The sequence below is a fragment of the Paenibacillus sp. N22P23 genome (genome assembly GCF_059383735.1).
In genome coordinates this window covers 606,825-625,360 of sequence record NZ_JBXENT010000002.1, presented here as the reverse complement: position 1 = coordinate 625,360, position 18,536 = coordinate 606,825, and the positions used below count along the sequence as shown (strand labels likewise).

Below are 18,536 nucleotides of genomic sequence, written 5' to 3'. Positions count from 1 at the left end.
CATTATTTAAGTAACCGGATGTTTGGCTGTTGATGTTCTAATCTTATGGCTCACATGACGGGAGTACAATTTCGGATAGTCGAGAAAAGTGCTCGTAACCTATGTTGTAGCGGTTCTAAAAACGGATATTTGTGCGGAAAACCGAATTTCTGTCTCTTTGAAATTGATCAATTCCGATTTGGTGTGTTACTCTGCGTGTAGAAGGAGCTGCTCAGCATGTTTAAAAAGTTCATCCTGAAGAACCCCTATCAATTGTTTTTATCCATTCTGCTGCCGTTCTTATTGAGTACGGTCTTGCTGCTGCTTCTGCAATCCTCGTTTCTAAGCCGATATTTTGAGAATTACGTGCTGGAGCTCGTGTACAATCAGCAAAAAACCGACTTGAACCATACAAGCCGGAATGTAAATGAGCTGGCTCGATCGGCCAAAGCGCTCACAGTCACTGCGTTCTTCGACAGAGACATTAAAAACATGCTCTATTCCAAGGCCAATGAATCGGATTACATTCTTTACGAAGATAAACTGCGTGCTTATAAATTCACTTATCCGTTTCTGCAGTCCGTTTATATTTATAATGGCAATCAAATTTATGCAAGTCCAAGCGAGGGTTTTGCTTTTGACCGAACTAATTTCTTGGATCAAGGCATTTTCCCCATCTTGAATAATACGAAGCGTTATAAACCCAATAGCATGGTATTAAGGCAAATCCCGAATGTATTGTCCGGCGTGGTTTCAAATGCAAGCAAAACTGTAAACGTTTACACGTATTTATTCTTCGAATCTCCGGTTAGCAAGGAGAAAGCAAGTGAGGCTATTATTCTTAACATATCGGAAGAGGCGATTAAGAAAAGCATCAGCGCATCCGATCTCGGAAGCAGCAATCGAATCTTCATCGTGGATCGTGAAGGGAACTTGCTCTCCGACGATAAGCAGCATCCTTTGCAAAGCAATTTAAACGGTAACGACTATATCCAGAGGATTGGAGCTTCGAAGGAAAAAAGCGGAAGCATGAGGATGAGTGTGGATGGCGAGGACTCCTTCATTACATACGCAGCAACGGAAGAGTTTGGTTGGAAGCTGATTAGCATTACACCTTATCATGACATTATTAAAGATATCGAGAAGAAGAAACATAAGACGTATTTATTTGTATTTGGGTTTGTTTTTGGAAGCATCATTCTATCGTTTTATTTTGCGAGAAGGTTATATGCCCCAATTAAATCCGTTATTCATAACTACAACGCGCTTGAAGCGGAGAAGAAGAACGATTTCTATTACAAGAAACAAGAGTTTCTGCGTAAATTGGTCCATACAGGTGATCTTATCGCCGTTGAATCGATGTGTCCGCAGTTTATCAAGTATAAGATCGATCTTGAGCCTCTCGATCGATATGCGCTTATTCTCATTAGAATCGATCATTTCGCCCAGTTTCGTTCCAAATTCAGCAACTCCGACCGTAAACTGCTGAAATTCGGAATGGTTAACATCGTTTCGGAGCTGCTTTCAGGGAGCTTTAAGCATGAGTGCATCGATATGGATGAAGACCATCTAGTCGTGCTGATGAATGATAGCGGGAGGAAAGCGCCGGCTGTTAATGAGGAATTGCTCACGATGATTCGAGAAATACAACTACAGACAGAGAAGTACTTGGCGATTTCCACTTCCTGTACCATCAGCGAGCCATTTGAAACGTTAGCGAATATGAACTTCCATTATTTGAAGACGGTTGATTTGTCGTATTACAGATTCCTATACGGCCATAAGTCGATCATCTCGAATGAGAATTTAGTGGTGCATTCGGATGAGTTTAAGTATCCGTCTAACCTAGATAAACGTCTGACGGATGCATTAATTACGGGTCAGTCGGATGAAGCGAAGGAAATATTGGCAGCAATCATTCAGCTTGCTTCCAAGTACAGCTACACCATCCTTAATTCCGTCATCATTCAATTGATGATCACGATCCGATATGCGATCGAGGTCGTAGAAGTAAACAATGCCATTAAAGTGAATTTTAATTTCAATAAGTACTTTGCCGACATTCAGAAGGTTGAAACGCTGGATCAAATTCTTGCCGATTATTACAAGCTGTTTGATAATCTGGCGATGGAGCTGGAATCCAAGAAAGACAACAAGTACGTGAAGCTGCTGGAAGATGTCGTGAACATCATCCATAAGGAGTTCGCTAATCCTGCCTTGTCCTTAGATACGCTTGCAGAGAAAGTGAATTTAAATCCCGAATATTTAAGGAAATTGTTCAAGAAACACCAATTGATTTCCGTTAATGATCTGATCAATACTATCCGGCTTGCGTATGCGAGCGAACGGATTGCTACATCTGAGGAAACCATTAATGACATTATGGAGAAGGCCGGGTTTTTGAGTAAGAGCCACTTTTTCAGCTTATTCAAAAAGGCATACGGCATTACGCCGAACCAATATCGAAGCAATGCCAGGGCAGGTCAGTAAATAGGAGCTTGAGATGCGGTATGTTCGCATCTCAGGCTTTTTTTATACTCGGAAAATGGATTTGCGTACAAATGTATGAATTGAGAACTATGCCTTTTACCGAAATACGAACTTATTTATGCTTTCAGAAATGGTACTCCAAGTATGGGTTGCTTATATTGGACTTAAGTCAGTTTTATAGGAGGATCCGCATGACCAATAAAGTAGCCTTAGTGACCGGCGCTGCAGCAGGAATTGGCAGAGGGATTGCGCTGCGACTTTCTAAAGAGGGCTATGACGTCGTATTAGCAGACCGAAACGCGGAACTAATAGATGAAGTAGCAGAGTTGATTACATCCACATCCGCCCGTCGTGTATATAAGCAGGTCTTAGATGTGACAGATGAGCAGGCGATCGAGACGCTATTCCGGGAATGGCGCCAGCGGTATGGGCGATTGGATGTTCTCATTAATAATGCGGCAACGAATAGTAGAAAGGCATTGGTAGATACTGCCCCGGTGCTGTGGGATTTCGTAATGGATGTGAATCTCAAAGGGGTTTACTTGTTCTGTCGCGGGGCTCACCAATTGCTGAAGGAAAGCGCCGGAGCAGTCGTAAATATTTCTTCTATTATGGGGGAGCAGCTGCTGTCCACGAACAACACCGTATATGGCGTGACGAAGGCGGGCGTTAATTATTTGACCCGCGTCTTGGCTAAGGAGTGGCGGCCGGATCGAATTCGAGTGAACGCGATCGCGCCGGCTGCAGTCGATACGCCGCTTTATAGGGAAGGTATTTCTGAAGAAAGCCTGCAGCAGCTCGAAGAGAAGATCCGCCTAGGACTAGTCCAGACACCTGCGCAAATTGCGGGGGTCGTTGCACTGCTGCTTAGATCAGAAGCATCCGTCTTGACCGGCACCTGCCTTGTTGCAGATGGAGGAAGCCAACTTTAATCGAGGAGTGATAACGATGAGAATCATTGATGCCAAGATCTATTTGAGAAAACAGGAGAGGGACAACAGGAAGTTCAAATGGAGAGACGGGTTGGCCGGGCCTGATGTATATGGTAATAACACGAGCAATGCACTTCTCCGGATTATTACGGACGAAGGCATTGAAGGCTACGCCTCTTACAGCAATGCAGATTATTTGGCTGTAATCGCGAAGAAGTATTTTAAAGATCTCCTGATCGGTGCAGATCCGCTTCAGAAGGAACTTCTCTACCATAAAATATGGGAGATTGATCGCTTGGATTATTTTCCGCTCCCATTCTTCGGCTTGGTTGACGTTGCGCTATGGGACATTGCTTCCAAGAAGGCACAGATCCCGCTGTATCAGATGATTGGCGGCTTCCGCGAGAAGGCGCTCGCCTATGCCAGCACGGCTACCTACAATACGCTTGAAGAATTTATGGATATAGCAGATCAGTGTATCGAGAGAGGGTACAAGGGAATCAAGCTTCATGCTTGGGGAGATGCGAAGCGGGATGCCGAGCTTTGCCAAGCGCTGAGAGCGAGAGTCGGCAACGATGTTCATCTCATGTACGACGGGTCTGCCGGTTTTGACTTCCATGATGCCTTTTATCTAGGTAAAGCGCTCGAGGAAGCGAATTATTACTGGTATGAGGAGCCGATGCGCGAATACAGCATTTATGCCTATCGCAAGCTGGCCGATAAGCTGAGGGTGCCGCTGCTCGTCGCGGAGACATCGCCGGGAAGCTTCTATAATTCTGCGGATTTCGTTCATTTCGGAAAAGGCGATATGGTTCGAATCAGCGCAGGTCTCAAGGGCGGTATTACCGGAGCGATGAAGATCGCGCATATGGCGGAATCGTTCAATCTTCGGGCAGAAGTACATGGCGGCGGAGATCTATGCATGCATTTGATCGCTGCGTTCCGCAACACGTCCTTCTATGAAGCTTTCGTCTGGGATAATCCACTCAATGATAATCCGGAAGTAGATAAGGACGGTTATGTTCACGTTTCGAAGAAACCGGGCATTTCGCATCATGTTGATATTGAACGGATTGAGAAGGAAGCTTACGCGTCGTTCTCCGTACTGGATTTCTGATATGAAGACATCTCGATTGTTAATGACTACCTTGCACGAGCACAAAATCGAGGAATACGAACGGTTTCATCATCATATTCCCGGGGCTATCGTTAAGCAGTTGATCGAGGATGGATATACCGAGGTGCGGATCTATCGATCCGGCAATAGTCTTGTCATCTATATGGAGCATGACGAAAGCAAGCAAGTACCGAACCGGCAGCGCGATATTGCTGCTGAAGAAGAGTGGCAGAAGCTGACAAGCGGCTGTTTTGTTCACCCATGGGAGCCCTGTGCCGCAACTATTTGATATCAAGGACTACATTGATTGACACGATGGATGTATTACAGAATCTCCGAGTGATGAAGTGTGCATTCGGAGTTTTCTGTATTGATAGCTTTGAGACTATATCATATGACGGTTTGTGTATTATACATTATTATTCTTAAGCACTATAATAATTAAAATCTGAGATTCCATTGGAATTGGATAGAATGATAGCGCTTACTATGTTCGGGTGAAGTCGGAGGAGATGACGCTTGTGAAACCATTTACTTTTTTTTCGGAGCGAACCTATCTAAGGCGGATCCTGCTCAGCATTACGTTGCTCTCGGTCCTATTCATCGTGGTGTCTTCCGGAGCCGTTTACTATAACTCCCAGAAAACGATGCTGACTGTTCAAAATGAAGCAAACCTAAAGGTACTGAATCAAATCCAATATAACGTTGACTATATGAAGCAGGTCATGAAACAAATTGCCAGCAACGCATTTTTCGATTCCGAAACCGTCTATTTGGCTAATACGAACAGCATTAATTGGCTCGAACTGTCGAATAAACTAAGGAAGCTGAATCAAATCTTGACTTCGTCCCCGATCTTGGAGTCGCTGACCGTCTACAATCCGAACCTGGACTGTTATTTTTCCACGAATTATACGAGCAACTGCAAAAACGACGGATCGGGAGGAATCATCTCCTCCTACTTGGGCGAGAATGCGTTCCTTCCTCCGAAATCGAAAATGATTCCAATAAAGTTCGGAGACGAAGCGAATGGTCGAATCGAACGCTTTTTGTATTTTTTGTATGAAACACTGCCAGGTCAGAAGAAGCCGAGCATTCTGATCCTGAGCATCAAGCCGGAATGGCTGTCAGATAACTTAAACAACATCCACAGGGTCGATTCGAATTATACGAGTGATTTGATCGTTTTCGATGACAAGGGGATTATTGAACAGAGCTCCTCGGGACCGTCGGCAGATAGCTCTAAATTGCTGAAAACCATTGCACGATCTGGCAAGGAAAAGGAGTTTAATAACGACTATTTTATCGAGAATATCGGCGGTAAGAAATCGATCGTTACTTTCGTCAGCTCCCAACCCAACGACTGGTATATTGCCAGCGTGCAGGACTACGATACCGTATACCAGGGCACGACGAAATTGAAGTTTTTGTTTTTCGCCTTTTTACTATTTTTCATTGGGTTATCGATCTCCGTATCCATCTGGGTCGCCCGCCGATTGTACAAGCCCGTCGAATCTATGCTGAACGATTTGTCTGGTAACGACCCTGCGCAGATCCAATCCAAAGACGAATTTGATATCATCCGTCACCGCTACTCGTCGACTTTGCACAGCTTGCTGCAGCTGCGCAGCGCGCAGGAGAGCCGGGAGCACAACATGAAAGCCTTCTATTTGCGCAAATGGCTTCTGGACAGCGCCGGTTTGAAGCAGGATGAGCTATCCCGCCTGTTCAAGAATTCCTCCCTTGAAACAGATGAACGTTTTGCGGTTGCTGTGCTCAAAGTCGACGATTTCCGTGTTTTCAAGTCAAACGTAGAGCAGGGCCTGCTGCTGTTCGCCGCCTCCAATATCGCCCAAGAAATAGTGAGTGACTTCTTCGCGAACGCCGTTGCCGATATGCGCGGTGAACAGATCGTCATTGTTGTCCGCGTGAACGAAGACGATTGGTACGAGAACTTGCAGCAAAGGGTGCGCGAAATACAGGGCGTGATGATGCGGTATTATCGCCTCTCGATGACGGCTGGCTTAAATCGGGAAGCCGTCATGCCAGAAAAACTGACCGCAGCTTACACGTTGGCGCAGGATTACGCGAATTATCGCTTCGTTTTTGGCAAAGGCGCCTTGATTACGTACGAAATGATTGCCGATCGGCTGGAAACCGTACACCTTGAGCCTTTGACCGAGCTGGAGAAAAAGTTGGCGGACAGCCTGAAGGCAAATGATACGCATGGAATCGAAGGTCATTTGGCGGAAATCGAATGCGTGATTTCCAGAATGCCTTACCATCATATCGTCCATGCAATCCTCCATGTCGTATCTGTCGTGGTGAACACGATCCATGAGATCAACATGAACAGTGTCACGCAAATCTCACTGGACGCGAAGCGGTTTTACGACGCCGTGCTTGAGCAGGAAACGCTTCAGGAAACGATTCGCGTGCTCGGAAGCCTGTTGAATGAGACGAATGCGATGCGGCAGCAGGACAAGCAGTCCCAGACGAATGCCCTTCTAGCAGAAACGATCATCGAAATCGTCTTCAACCAGCTCGCGGATCAGAACCTGAGTATCACTTACGTCGCGGATACCCTTCGTCTCTCGGTTGCGCAGACGAACAAAATATTCAAGGAGAAGACAGGACTTGCCTTCCATGAATACGTACACGAAATGAGATTGGAAAGGGCGAAGATGCTCCTTGAAGCCGACGACCGTTCCGTTAACGAAATCATGCTGACAGTCGGTTTCGGGAACCAGAGCTACTTCTTCCGGTTATTTAAGAAGAAATACGGAGTAACGCCTAGAGAATACCGAATAAAGGCGGTGCTCGGAGACAGACCGAGTCAAGATCAAGACTCCTCGAGGTGACGAGGGGTCTTCTTTTTTGAACCGAAATCGGCATGAAACCAAGGTGATATCGGAGCGATTACAGTGTTTTCGATATTGTACAGTACCGGATTACAGTACTTTGCAGATTCTACAATCGTTAAAAAGCATGCGCGATGGTAAGTTGAATTCACGAAGAGAACACAGCTTAGGACGGAAGGTGAACACATGGATGCAACGGTTGCAACAGAAGAAACAACAATCACGAACACGGTTCAAAAGAAAAAAGAACAGCGAAAATGGAAGACCTTTAAGAAAAACTTACCTTTGCTGAGCATGTCGCTGCCAGGCGTTTTGTTTAAACTCATCTTTTCTTATTTACCTCTGCTCGGTCTAATCGTTGCCTTTAAACAATTTCGAATTGATAAGGGGATCTGGGGCAGCGATTGGTCAGGCTTCAACAACTTCGAGTTTTTCTTCCAATCGGATAATGCTTGGAGAATCACTCGCAATACCATCCTGTATAACGGTGCCTTCATTATATTAACGATGGTGATTGCCATTCTTCTCGCCGTTCTATTGAACGAGTTGATGGGCCGATGGGTGAAGGTTTATCAAACGATCCTCTTTCTTCCTTATTTTATCTCCTGGGTCGTCATCGGATATATCGTCTTAGGGTTTCTCGACCATAAGAACGGATTCGTGAATCATACGCTTATCTCCATGGGTCAAGAGCCGATTAAGTGGTATATGGAGGCGAAATACTGGCCTTTCATCTTGATCGCCGCGCAATTATGGAAAACAGTCGGGTTCTCTACCTTGGTTTATTACGCCGGCATTATAGGAATTGATCCCTCTTATTACGAAGCCGCTAGAATTGATGGCGCTTCCCGTCGACAGATGCTGACTCGCATAACGCTGCCATTGCTTGCTCCGCTTATCGTGATTCTGGTTATCGTCGGGATCGGGAACATCTTCAGGGCAGATTTCGGATTGTTCTATTTCGTACCGAACGACTCCAGCTTTCTCTATCCGGTTACGGACGTGATCGATACTTATGTTTACAAGTCTCTAAGAGTTATGGGAGATATCGGAACGTCGACCGCAATCGGCTTATATCAATCGGTGGTTGGATTTGTCCTCGTGCTTACAGCCAACTCCATCATACGCAAAATTAATCGCGACAATTCGCTTTGGTAGGAGGCAGTGGAATGCGACAAGCAAGTTTCCGTAAGAAAATTGGACTATACGATCTCATCGTACACGGCTTATTTATTCTCATCTCGTTAAGTATCGTAGTTCCATTGTTACTCCTGGTATCCATATCGATCAGCAAAGAGAAGTCGCTGCTTTTGGACGGATATCGATTAATTCCAAAGGAATTCAGCTTTCAGGCTTACAAACTCATCTTTCACGCACCGAAGCAGCTCATTAACGCTTACGGGGTTACGATTACCGTCACGGTTGTCGGGGCGATAATCGCGTTATTGATGACGAGCTTGCTTGCCTATACGATGTCCCGCAAGGATTATGCCTATCGGGGCTTCACAACGAGATATGTCGTTGTCACCATGTTGTTCAGCGGTGGACTCGTCCCCTTCTATATCCTGATGACGCAATACCTCCATCTGAAGGATATGATTTGGGCGCTCATCGTTCCCTATTTAGTTAGTCCGTTCTATACGCTCGTCATGAAAGGGTTTCTGGATCAGATTCCGATGGAGATCATTGAATCCGCCAAAATTGACGGCTCCGGCGAATGGAGAACCTTCTTCAGGATCGTATTGCCTTTGTCGAAGCCCGCGCTGGCTACGGTAGGTCTGTTCATCTGTTTCATGTACTGGAATGATTGGTGGTTAGGTCTGCTATTCATCGATAATCCCAATCTAGTTCCGCTGCAGCTTCTGCTGTATCGGGTTCTAAATACAATTGAGTTTCTTACCAATGGCATGATGCAATCGAGCGTCAATATCGATTTGACCGAGTTCCCGAGTCTTTCGACACGGATGGCGCTAACGATTCTAGTCGCAGGTCCGATGTTGATCGTCTTCCCTTTCTTCCAGAAATATTTCGTTAAAGGGCTCACGATCGGCTCGGTGAAAGGGTAACGGATAGACCGAAGCGGCGGTAGCTCCGCCGGTTCGATTATCATAAGCAATACCTACAAATATTGGGAGGTCATGTACAGATGAAAAAGCAAGTTGCAAAGCTTAGTGTGGTACTTATGACATCGGCTATCTTCTTGGCAGCATGCGGAAGCAACAACGGTAACGAGAACGCCAACTCGGGAACCACTAACGCTGCGGCGAATTCGTCAGCCTCAACCACAGACACGAACGCGAACACAACAGCAGCCGATCCGGCTCAAGATGAGCTGAAGCCGGTAGATTTGACTTGGTATTATCCGCTTCCGGCTATCCCTGCAGATCTGAAGACAGTTGAAGAAGCCGTTAACAAGATCACGCAAGAGAAGATCAACGCAACGATTCATATGAAGCCGCAAGCATTCGGCGACTATGCAGCCAAAATGAACGTCGTCGTATCGTCCGGTGAAGAGTCCGATATTATTTGGACATCCAACTGGCTCTTCCCTTATGGGGACAACGTAGCGAAAGGCGCGTTCATTCCGCTTGACGATCTGATTTCTAAATATCCGGACCTTCAGAAGAGCATGCCCGGATTCGTATGGGACGCAACGAAAGTCGGCGGTAAAGTCTATGGTGTTCCCAACTACCAGACGGTCACGAACCGTGACGGCTTCAAGGTCGTGAAGTCCATTGCCGATAAATATAAGTTCGATCCGAGCACGATCAAGAATTTCGAAGATATGGAACCGTTCCTGGAAACGGTTAAGAAAAGCGAGCCAGGTAAAGTTCCGTTTGCCATCGATCTACGCGGATTTGCATCCGGCTACCTGCACAACACCGGTAATTATGAATTCTGGGGTGCACTCGGCGCGATCAAGTTGGATGGAACGAACAAAGTCGTCAATTTATATGATACTTCGGAATACAAAGCCTATCTGGACCTCGCTCACAGATGGTATACGAAAGGCATCATCAGTGAAGATGCGGCTACGATTAAGAACTCGGCTGATGTGGTCAAAACCGGCAATGCCGTATCGCAATTTCACAACGTACTGAGCGCGGATGTGTATGCCGCCGAGAAAGCACCGGGAAGACTGGGCGATGTCGTCTTGGCTTACACGTCAGATACCTACGCATCGACGGGAACAATCATTACGACGATGCAAGCGATCAGCAAGACATCGAAAAATCCGGAACGCGCCATGATGTTCATCAACTTAATCAACACGGACAAAGATCTCTACAACCTTCTGGTAAATGGCGTTAAAGACAAGAACTACACGCTTGGCGCAGACAATGTCGCAACACCAATCGCGGATTCCGGATACAGCGCTCCTGGATGGGTGCTCGGTAACACGTTCAACGCCTATCTGACGCCGGGCAAAACGGTGGAAATTCTCGATCAAGTTAAGAAGGACAATGAAACAGCAACACCGTCTCCGCTCATGGGCTTTAACTTTGATCCACAAGCGGTTTCTGCTGAAACCGCAGCCGTTACAGCAGTCGTCGGAGAATACGGTCCCGGCCTAAATACAGGTACGATCGATCCGAGCACGAAGTTGGCAGAATTCCAAGCGAAGCTGAAAGAAGCAGGCGCCGATAAAATTGTTGCCGAAGTTCAAAAACAGCTGGATGCATGGTTAGCATCGAAATAAAAACGGTCGTGCAAAACGAGACTGAGCAGGCATTCTGCTCGGTCCTTCTGCATAACGTACACCTAACGGAAGATGTCTTGTCCCACGGCAATTCAAACAAAGGGAGCTGAGTTCATGTTAAGCACATTAACGCTTCGCCAATTAAAGCTTGCTTTGGAGCAATCACGCTCGGAGGCTAATCCATTATTTGCCGAATCAGCATCGCCTGAACGGTGGAAGCAAGTCCGGCAAGACAAGCAATACGCGGCCTTCTGGGGAGGGCTGGAGGATCAGGCTGCACAGCTGCTGGAATCCCCGGCAGTGCCTCCGCCGTTTTCCGATTTCACCTTATTCGGGAATACGGGAGACAGAAGCAAGTACCAGGATCAGCGGAACCGATTGTTTGCGGGACTCCATGTATTCGGGTTGCTTTCCATGACGAACGATCGGCCGGAATGGACGAAAGGACTAGAGAACGCGATCTGGTCGATCTGCAATGAATATACGTGGGTACTGCCGGCGCATGTTGGTCTGTACGTCAATGAATATCCGAATGGGATCTGGGATCAGCCAGTTCCTCCACGCGAAACTGTCGATCTTGACTCGGCGACGGCCGGACTCGCACTGGCAGAAGTCATTCACCGACTGGGCGACCGTTTGCACCCTTGGGTCGTCGTCCGCGCGAAGGCGGAGATCGAGCGCCGCATTTTCCAGGTTTATTTCAATGACCCCGTACCGCAAAACTGGGAGCTGAAAACGAACAACTGGCCGGCAGTTTGCGCTTCCAGCATCGGGGCCGCGGCGATTTACATGACCGAGGACAGCGAAAAGCTGGCCGGCATGCTGTGGCGAGTTATCGGCGTATTGCGCCAATACCTCTCTGGCTTCGACGAGCAGGGAGCAACGCCGGAAGGTCCGGTATATTGGCAGTTCGGCTTCTCTCATCTCGTCTTTTTCGCCGAATTGCTCAGAGAACGTACCGGCGGACGAATTACATTGCTGGATGAACCGAAAATCGAGCGTGTTTCACAATTCCCGCAGTTTTGCCTATTCTCGAACGGTAAGGTTCTGAATTTCTCCGATGCTTTCGAAGACGTTCGCTTCCATACCGGACTGATTCATCGCTTGCGGCGGTATTTTCCATCCCTTAGTCTGCCTCCTGAGCAATATCGGATGAGCAATATTCAGGCGTTATGGACCGGTGCGGCGAGGCATATGCTTTGGTCCTTGGATCAGGCTAACGGGGACGTGAAAGAACCCGATCTTCAAGCTCGGGTTCAGGAGCGTATTTTCACCGGGAACCAATGGGTAATTTCGAAGGTTCGGCAACCGGATGGACGTTTAGCTGCGTTCGCAGCTAAAGGCGGATATAACGAAGAACCCCACAACCATAACGATTTGGGACACTTTATCCTTCATGTCGATGGAACGACCGTACTGGCCGATATCGGGATCGGTGTATATACGAGGCAGTATTTTGAACCCGAACTTCGCTATCAAACCATTCAAGCAGGCTCGCATGGACATTCCGTGCCAATCGTCGATGGTTGCACGCAAAGCTTCGGCAGAAAATACAAAGCACTGTTGCTGAATAGCGAGGCGACGGAAGACGAAGTGTTGTTCGTGCTCGATCTTACGGAAGCGTACGAATGTCCTTCCTTGAAACGTCTAACGCGCGAATTCGAGTGGCGCCGTCCGGCGAATGAAAGCCCTCAGCTCATCCTTACGGATAAAGCCGAGTTCCATGAAACGCCCGCGTCCTATCAAGAGGTATTCATCTGTGGTGTAATGCCGGAGCAGGCGGGTGGCGGCAGAATTACAATCGGCGGCGTGGAATTGGCTTACGACCCGAACGATTGGGATATGGAAGTAGAGGAGCAACGATCCGTCTCGCATTATGGAGACGAGAAGCGGTTTTATCGGTTGCTGCTGACCCGGAGAACGTTAAGCGCAAGCTTCGAATGCGATTTCCGGTTCGAGATCAAATCCTAATGAGTAGGAAGTGTGTAGATTGTGGAGTATACGACATTTGGAAAAAGCAGCATTCGGGTCTCAAAGCTCGGTCTTGGAGGCGCTCCTCTTGGAGGTGATTTTGGTCCAGTCACAGATGAGCAAGTGATTGAGTTGATCGACCGAGCGCTAGAGCTCGGCATCAACTTTATCGATACGGCTCCGCTATATGGCAGAGGAGAGAGCGAACGGCGAATTGGCAAGGCGCTGCAGGGGAGAAGGGAAAATGTTGTCCTCGCCACGAAAGCCGTCATGCGCGGAGTGCCGTATTCCTACGACAATGTGATGCAATCGGTTGAAGACAGCCTGAAGCGGCTCGGAACGGATTACGTCGATTTGATCCAAATGCATGAACTCGATCCTTCGAACATGGAAATTGGAATGAACGAAACGATTCCCGCGTTTCTGAAGCTGAAGGAGCAAGGCAAGGTTCGGGCGATCGGGGTCAATGCTCATGATCCTTCTTTACTGCTGCCTTTTATTCGGTCTGGTGCTATCGATTCCGTACAAACATTTTCCCGTTACATGCTCATCGATTATACGGCAATGGATGAGCTGCTGCCGGCTGCCCGCAAGCACGGGGTATCCGTTATAAACGGGAGCGTGCTCGGTATGGGGCTTCTTGCAGATGCTCCGGCGCCATTCATGTTACATAGAGCGCAGCTCTTAGAAGAAGCTGAGCAGAGGATCAGGGAGATTGCTTTTCTTCGGAAGACGGAGCACAAAGGGTTGATTGAGCCTGCCATGCGGTTTAGCCTGGCGAGTCCGGATATAGCGGTAACCTTGACTGGGACCACCTCGCTGCGCTCGCTCGCCCTTAATGCAGGGTATTGTGATGGCGTTAATCTGCCTCCGGGGGATTTGGAGCGACTGCTGGCATTGTTCCCGGGTCAACCACTAGCTTGGTAAAGGAGACATTCAAAAATGACAAATCAGTGGGCAGATGATGTATGGAATCAGATTGTTGACAAAGTCAGCCGTACGAGTAAGTCGATCGGAGCCGGGTTTCCTTATATCTCCTACAACGGCAAGTATAATCACGAGGAAGCAGATTGGTGGACGAACGGCTTCTGGCCGGGTCTGCTATGGATGGTTTACCGTGAGACGAAGGATGAATCGCTGAAAGACGTCGCATCCGAGATCGAAGCGAAAATGGACGCCGTTCTGCTGGACTTTTACCCGCTGCATCATGACGTGGGTTTTATGTGGAGTCTGTCATCGGTCGCACAGTACAAGCTTCTTGGCAGCGAGCTTTCCAAGAGACGTGCCATGACTGCCGCAAGCCATCTGCTCGGACGGTATAACGCGAAAGGACAGTTTATCCGCGCATGGAACCAACCGGAGCGAGTTGGCTGGGCGATTATCGACTGTATGATGAACCTTCCGCTGCTCTATTGGGCAAGCGAGGAGTCGAACGATCCACGTTTCCGTCATGCTGCTGTCTTACACGCGGATACGACGCTGCGTGAGTTTCTTCGTCCTGACGGGTCAACGCACCATATCGTGTGCTTCGATCCGGAGACGGGAGAGTGGATTGAAGCGCTTGGCGGTCAAGGCTATTCGCCGGATTCGGCATGGTCGCGCGGTACGGCTTGGTCCTTATATGGGATGGCGCTGAGCGCTCGTTATACGGGCGATGAACGCTATATCGATGTGGCTAAACGCGCCGCTCATTTCTTTCTCGCGAATATGCCGGAAGACGGACTGCCGCCGTGGGATTTCCGCGCGCCTTGGGAAGCAGACATGGCGATGGATTCCAGTGCAGCGGCATGCGCGGCCAGCGGTATGCTGGAGCTGAGCCTTCTTGTGCCGGCGGCGGAATCGGAGCTGTACCGCAGCGCTGCAGAGCGGCTGATTCGCAAGCTGAACGACAGGTGCGCGACGTGGAGCGATCCGAATGAGGAAGCGATTCTGAGGCTGGGGACGGCTAATCGCCCGAAGAATACGCATGTCAATGTTCCGATGATTTATGGAGATTATTTCTTCGCTGAAGCGGTCTGCAAGCTGCGAGGCGTGCAAGGTACCTTCTGGTAAGAACAATAACGGGTAGTGAAGGAGCAACAGTTGATGAATCAACGTCCACATGCAGGGAAACTGGCTAATTGGCTGCTATCATGGGTTCAGCCGAGCGGTGCGATACATGGCTTTCATAATCATTCTGTATGGGGTTCAAACCCGTATCGCTGGGGAGATTTCACGAGTGGTCACAGTACATGGGGCAGCCCGCTGCTGGCTGCCCTATCGATGCTGATCAAAGAGAGGCGAGATATCTCCTTAGAGAATCAGCTGCTGCAGCTCATTCGATTCCAGACGACCAGTTTTCAAGAAGATGGGCAGTATGCTCATATCGGATTTCAGATTGGTGATACGGCCAAATTCGGATTAATCCATAACGGAATAACGAACGTTTCTCTTGGACTAACACTGAAATACGGGGAAAGTTATTTAAGCGATGAGGTAGTAGCAGAGATTCGCTCGGCTATGGAGCGCAATTTCGAAGCGATAGACAGCATTTATCCATTCGGCATTATGTACAAAGAAGGTAGAGCCATCAGCAACCAAGAATATGCTCGAATTTGGGGGAAGCTGCTGCATCTACAAGCATTTGGCGGTGATGAAGATAGGCGAGAAGCCCTTCGTAAGCAGTTGGACTATATGATCGGACAGTTTCACTTCCGTGGATTGCCGGATATGGAATGCGAGGCCTCCTACCGTTACGATAAAGACAAAACCAGCACGGAACCCGGTGAATATTACGGCTTATTGATCGGCCCGCTCGTATTGGCTTACGAGTTGTTTGGGGACGAACGTTACTTAACGCATGCAGGTAATCTATGCCGCCATGTTGCCCGAAGCGTTTGGCGTGACAGCAAGGGACAGCTAAGGATGCACCGCGTCTGGTACCATTCGGGGAGTCAATGGATGAAGCTGGATGAACCCATGCTGATCGCCGGAATGGGAATGACCTTATACGGCGTGGATCAATATATCCGCCATGTGCCGGATTCCGAGCTCAGTGAGTATCTGGCAGGAAGCGACCTTACGTATGCCGCTTATCAGAATCCGAGAGGCTTCTTCGCTTCCGCAACGGGATGGAACAATGAAGCGGATGTCGCACCTTCGACGGCCTGGCATACGCACGATCTGCTATATCTGGCAGCGCGTCACGGAGCAGACGATCAATTCTGGAGCGAGCTCTTCGACGAAGAGGCGGGAAGCCTTACATCTGTGCTGCTCGGCAATGGCTGTATGTGGATGGAGCGGGATCAACAGTGGACCATTACTGATTATTTTGGGAGGGACATCTATCAGCTTCTTGGACGGAAAGATGAAGCGCGTTTCGGACGCGATATGAGCTGGGTTGGCGGGGAACGAACGCTGCCTGCGCAGTTCGCGTTTGGACCGCGTCCTGCGTTCATGAATACAGATGAAGGCATCTATTTGATGCCCGGCGGGTTTATGGAAAAGGATCTGCAGCTGTCTATTGCGGCGGACATTCCCTATTTGGGGATATGGAAGTAACGGTGACTAGCCATATCTACGGCGTCTAGATGCTTCCACTAAAAGTCGAATGCCCCCATCAATTCGGGGGCACTGTTCGTCTCATGATATGGTAATTTTAGACGGGGTAACGTTCTGCTAATGAGGCGTACCATGGAATTCGATTCCGCAGGGTCCGGGGCTTTCATTCTTCTGCACGACGACCATCTCACCATACCGGTTATGGAGATTATCATGGATATGATGGCCAAGCCGAAGTGTAGATTCGCCTATATAGTGGCATATGAAAGAACGGCGGAATCGGTCTGCGGAATGATTGGGATAGGAACCGTGAATGGTACTCCCGTTGAAGAACAGCACATCGCCTGCTTCCATGTTCGCTGGGACGACGCGGCTGCCTTTGGGCAGATCGACCTCGTCACGGAAAAAAGACACGGAAGGGTCTGCTTCGTGTGGGCATTGGATATCGAGGCTCTGCGTTTGCGGTACCACGACAAGTCCGCCATTTCCCTGGTCGCATGTGTCGATCGCGGTCCACGCGGCGATGCAGGTACCCGGCTCCACGCGCAAATAATAGTTATCTTGGTGCAGCGCCTGGCCCCGTGAGCCTGGCGGTTTGAAGTAGAACATGCTTTGGGCAGCGAGCGGCTCTTCTCCTAACATTTCGGCGATGATATCGATGATGCGCGGGTCGAGCATATATTTTTTTGCCAGTTCTAGAATTCGATGTGGATAGAGGATCCGTGGATATAACAGCAGAGGATCGCCGTTCGCCTCTTCGTGTGACGCAGGTTCAAAATAGCCAGGGAGAGCACCTTTTGCCTGTATGTCCATGAACGTTTCACGGATTGCCTGCACATCCTCGCTATTGAACAATCCTCGGATGATCAAGTAGCCCTCTTCACTAAATTGTCTTCTTTGATCCAATGTAAGATAGTTGGAATGAAATTCAGCTTGCATACCAAGACATCCTTTCTCATTGTGATTTGGTCATATTCAGCATAAAATACTCGGTATACAATAGGAATGAATGCGCTTGCTAAAATGATATACGATTCTGCTGTCTTAAGGAGGGTGGCGAAGTGTCATTGAATGAGCATTTGTTTCGTTTCGATACGGAAACGGAATCACCAGAGGTTGGCGTGTTGCTCGCTGATCACTTTCGCCGGCCATTTGGCTTCCAGGGACATCGTTCTAGGGGGACCCGGGACTGGCTCATCGTCTACACGATTAATGGAAGCGGTTCCTTTAGGGTGGATCGGGAGGTGCACGTCTGCGGGCGGGGGGATGTCGTTATCCTGTCACCGGGTGTGCCGCATCACTATGCTTCCAATGAAACCGGCGAATGGGACATCTTGTGGACGCATTTTGTACCGTTGCCGGATTGGCTGCGATGGCTGGAGTTGCCGCGAACCGGAGAAAGGCTAATCTATCTCCATCTTCGCGGTGAGGAACTGCGGGGCAGAATAGAGCAAACCTTCTTTCGGCTGATCCGTGATTCTTCAATGAGGGCGCCGGTAAATCGGGAACTTGCAAAGCTTGCGCTCGCGGAAATTCTGGTGCTGCTCTATCACTACATTAGTGAGCAAGAGAACGAACACATCATTGACGAACGGATTAATATCGTTATTCGTTATTTGTCCGAGCATCTTAACCGAAAGCACCGACTCTCTGACCTTGCCGCAATGGCAGGCTTGTCAGAATCCCGCTTCAGTCATCTGATGAAGGAGCAAACCGGTGATACGCTTACCGTAAGACTGAACAAGATGAGGCTCGCAAAAGCAGCCAGGATGTTGGAATTATCATCGCTCCGAATTAACGAAATCGCTTTTGATGTGGGGTTTGAATCCGCCTATTACTTTAGCCGGCTATTTACCGTCCACTTCGGCGTCAGCCCTACGGTTTACCGGCAGCGTATCTGGCAAATCTCGCAGACGGAGAAGACATCACTCTGAAGTAGGCAGAAT

The 18,536-nt window shown here is 48.5% G+C and carries 14 protein-coding genes; 13 read left to right on the top strand and 1 reads right to left on the bottom strand.

The features are described from left to right. Positions 1-216 precede the first annotated feature (216 nt). The 12 genes from AC506A_RS13410 to AC506A_RS13355 all read left to right on the top strand — a co-directional run bounded on the left by AC506A_RS13410 (position 217) and on the right by AC506A_RS13355 (position 16,590). Positions 217-2,469 carry an AraC family transcriptional regulator gene (locus tag AC506A_RS13410; protein ID WP_495461494.1) on the top strand — a complete coding sequence of 751 codons (2,253 nt, stop codon included), beginning with the start codon at positions 217-219 and terminating at the stop codon, positions 2,467-2,469. Between the two features lie 191 nt (positions 2,470-2,660). After that, complete coding sequence (locus AC506A_RS13405) at positions 2,661-3,401, top strand: SDR family NAD(P)-dependent oxidoreductase (RefSeq protein WP_495461493.1); 741 nt, start codon at positions 2,661-2,663, stop codon at positions 3,399-3,401. Between the two features lie 16 nt (positions 3,402-3,417). Next, on the top strand, positions 3,418-4,518 hold the full coding sequence (locus tag AC506A_RS13400) for an enolase C-terminal domain-like protein (protein ID WP_495461492.1): 1,101 nt from the start codon (positions 3,418-3,420) through the stop codon (positions 4,516-4,518). 1 nt (position 4,519) lies between these two features. Further along, entirely contained in the window at positions 4,520-4,807 is a 288-nt protein-coding gene (locus AC506A_RS13395; protein WP_495461491.1) for an L-rhamnose mutarotase, read from the top strand. A gap of 232 nt (positions 4,808-5,039) precedes the next feature. Then, entirely contained in the window at positions 5,040-7,379 is a 2,340-nt protein-coding gene (locus AC506A_RS13390) for a helix-turn-helix domain-containing protein (protein WP_495461490.1), read from the top strand. A 186-nt stretch (positions 7,380-7,565) separates the two neighbouring features. Continuing rightward, positions 7,566-8,537, top strand: a complete 972-nt coding sequence (locus AC506A_RS13385; RefSeq protein WP_495461489.1) for an ABC transporter permease — start codon at positions 7,566-7,568, stop codon at positions 8,535-8,537. Between the two features lie 11 nt (positions 8,538-8,548). Then, a complete protein-coding gene (locus tag AC506A_RS13380) occupies positions 8,549-9,445 on the top strand; it encodes a carbohydrate ABC transporter permease (protein WP_495461488.1) in 897 nt (298 codons plus the stop codon). 80 nt (positions 9,446-9,525) lie between these two features. After that, positions 9,526-11,079, top strand: coding sequence for an ABC transporter substrate-binding protein (locus tag AC506A_RS13375; protein ID WP_495461487.1), 1,554 nt, complete (start codon positions 9,526-9,528; stop codon positions 11,077-11,079). A gap of 114 nt (positions 11,080-11,193) precedes the next feature. After that, positions 11,194-13,050 carry a heparinase II/III family protein gene (locus AC506A_RS13370; protein ID WP_495461486.1) on the top strand — a complete coding sequence of 619 codons (1,857 nt, stop codon included), beginning with the start codon at positions 11,194-11,196 and terminating at the stop codon, positions 13,048-13,050. A 21-nt stretch (positions 13,051-13,071) separates the two neighbouring features. Then, on the top strand, positions 13,072-13,977 hold the full coding sequence (locus AC506A_RS13365) for an aldo/keto reductase (RefSeq protein ID WP_495461485.1): 906 nt from the start codon (positions 13,072-13,074) through the stop codon (positions 13,975-13,977). Between the two features lie 15 nt (positions 13,978-13,992). Continuing rightward, a complete protein-coding gene (locus AC506A_RS13360; RefSeq protein WP_495461484.1) occupies positions 13,993-15,102 on the top strand; it encodes a glycoside hydrolase family 88 protein in 1,110 nt (369 codons plus the stop codon). A gap of 33 nt (positions 15,103-15,135) precedes the next feature. Next, entirely contained in the window at positions 15,136-16,590 is a 1,455-nt protein-coding gene (locus AC506A_RS13355) for a glycoside hydrolase family protein (RefSeq protein ID WP_495461483.1), read from the top strand. A 117-nt stretch (positions 16,591-16,707) separates the two neighbouring features. Here the strand turns inward: AC506A_RS13355 and AC506A_RS13350 are convergent, their stop codons facing one another. Next, entirely contained in the window at positions 16,708-17,529 is an 822-nt protein-coding gene (locus AC506A_RS13350) for a phytanoyl-CoA dioxygenase family protein (protein ID WP_495461482.1), read from the bottom strand. A gap of 122 nt (positions 17,530-17,651) precedes the next feature. Here AC506A_RS13350 and AC506A_RS13345 point away from each other — a divergent pair, with 122 nt between their 5' ends. Beyond that, positions 17,652-18,524, top strand: coding sequence for a helix-turn-helix domain-containing protein (locus tag AC506A_RS13345; RefSeq protein ID WP_495461481.1), 873 nt, complete (start codon positions 17,652-17,654; stop codon positions 18,522-18,524). Positions 18,525-18,536 lie beyond the last annotated feature (12 nt).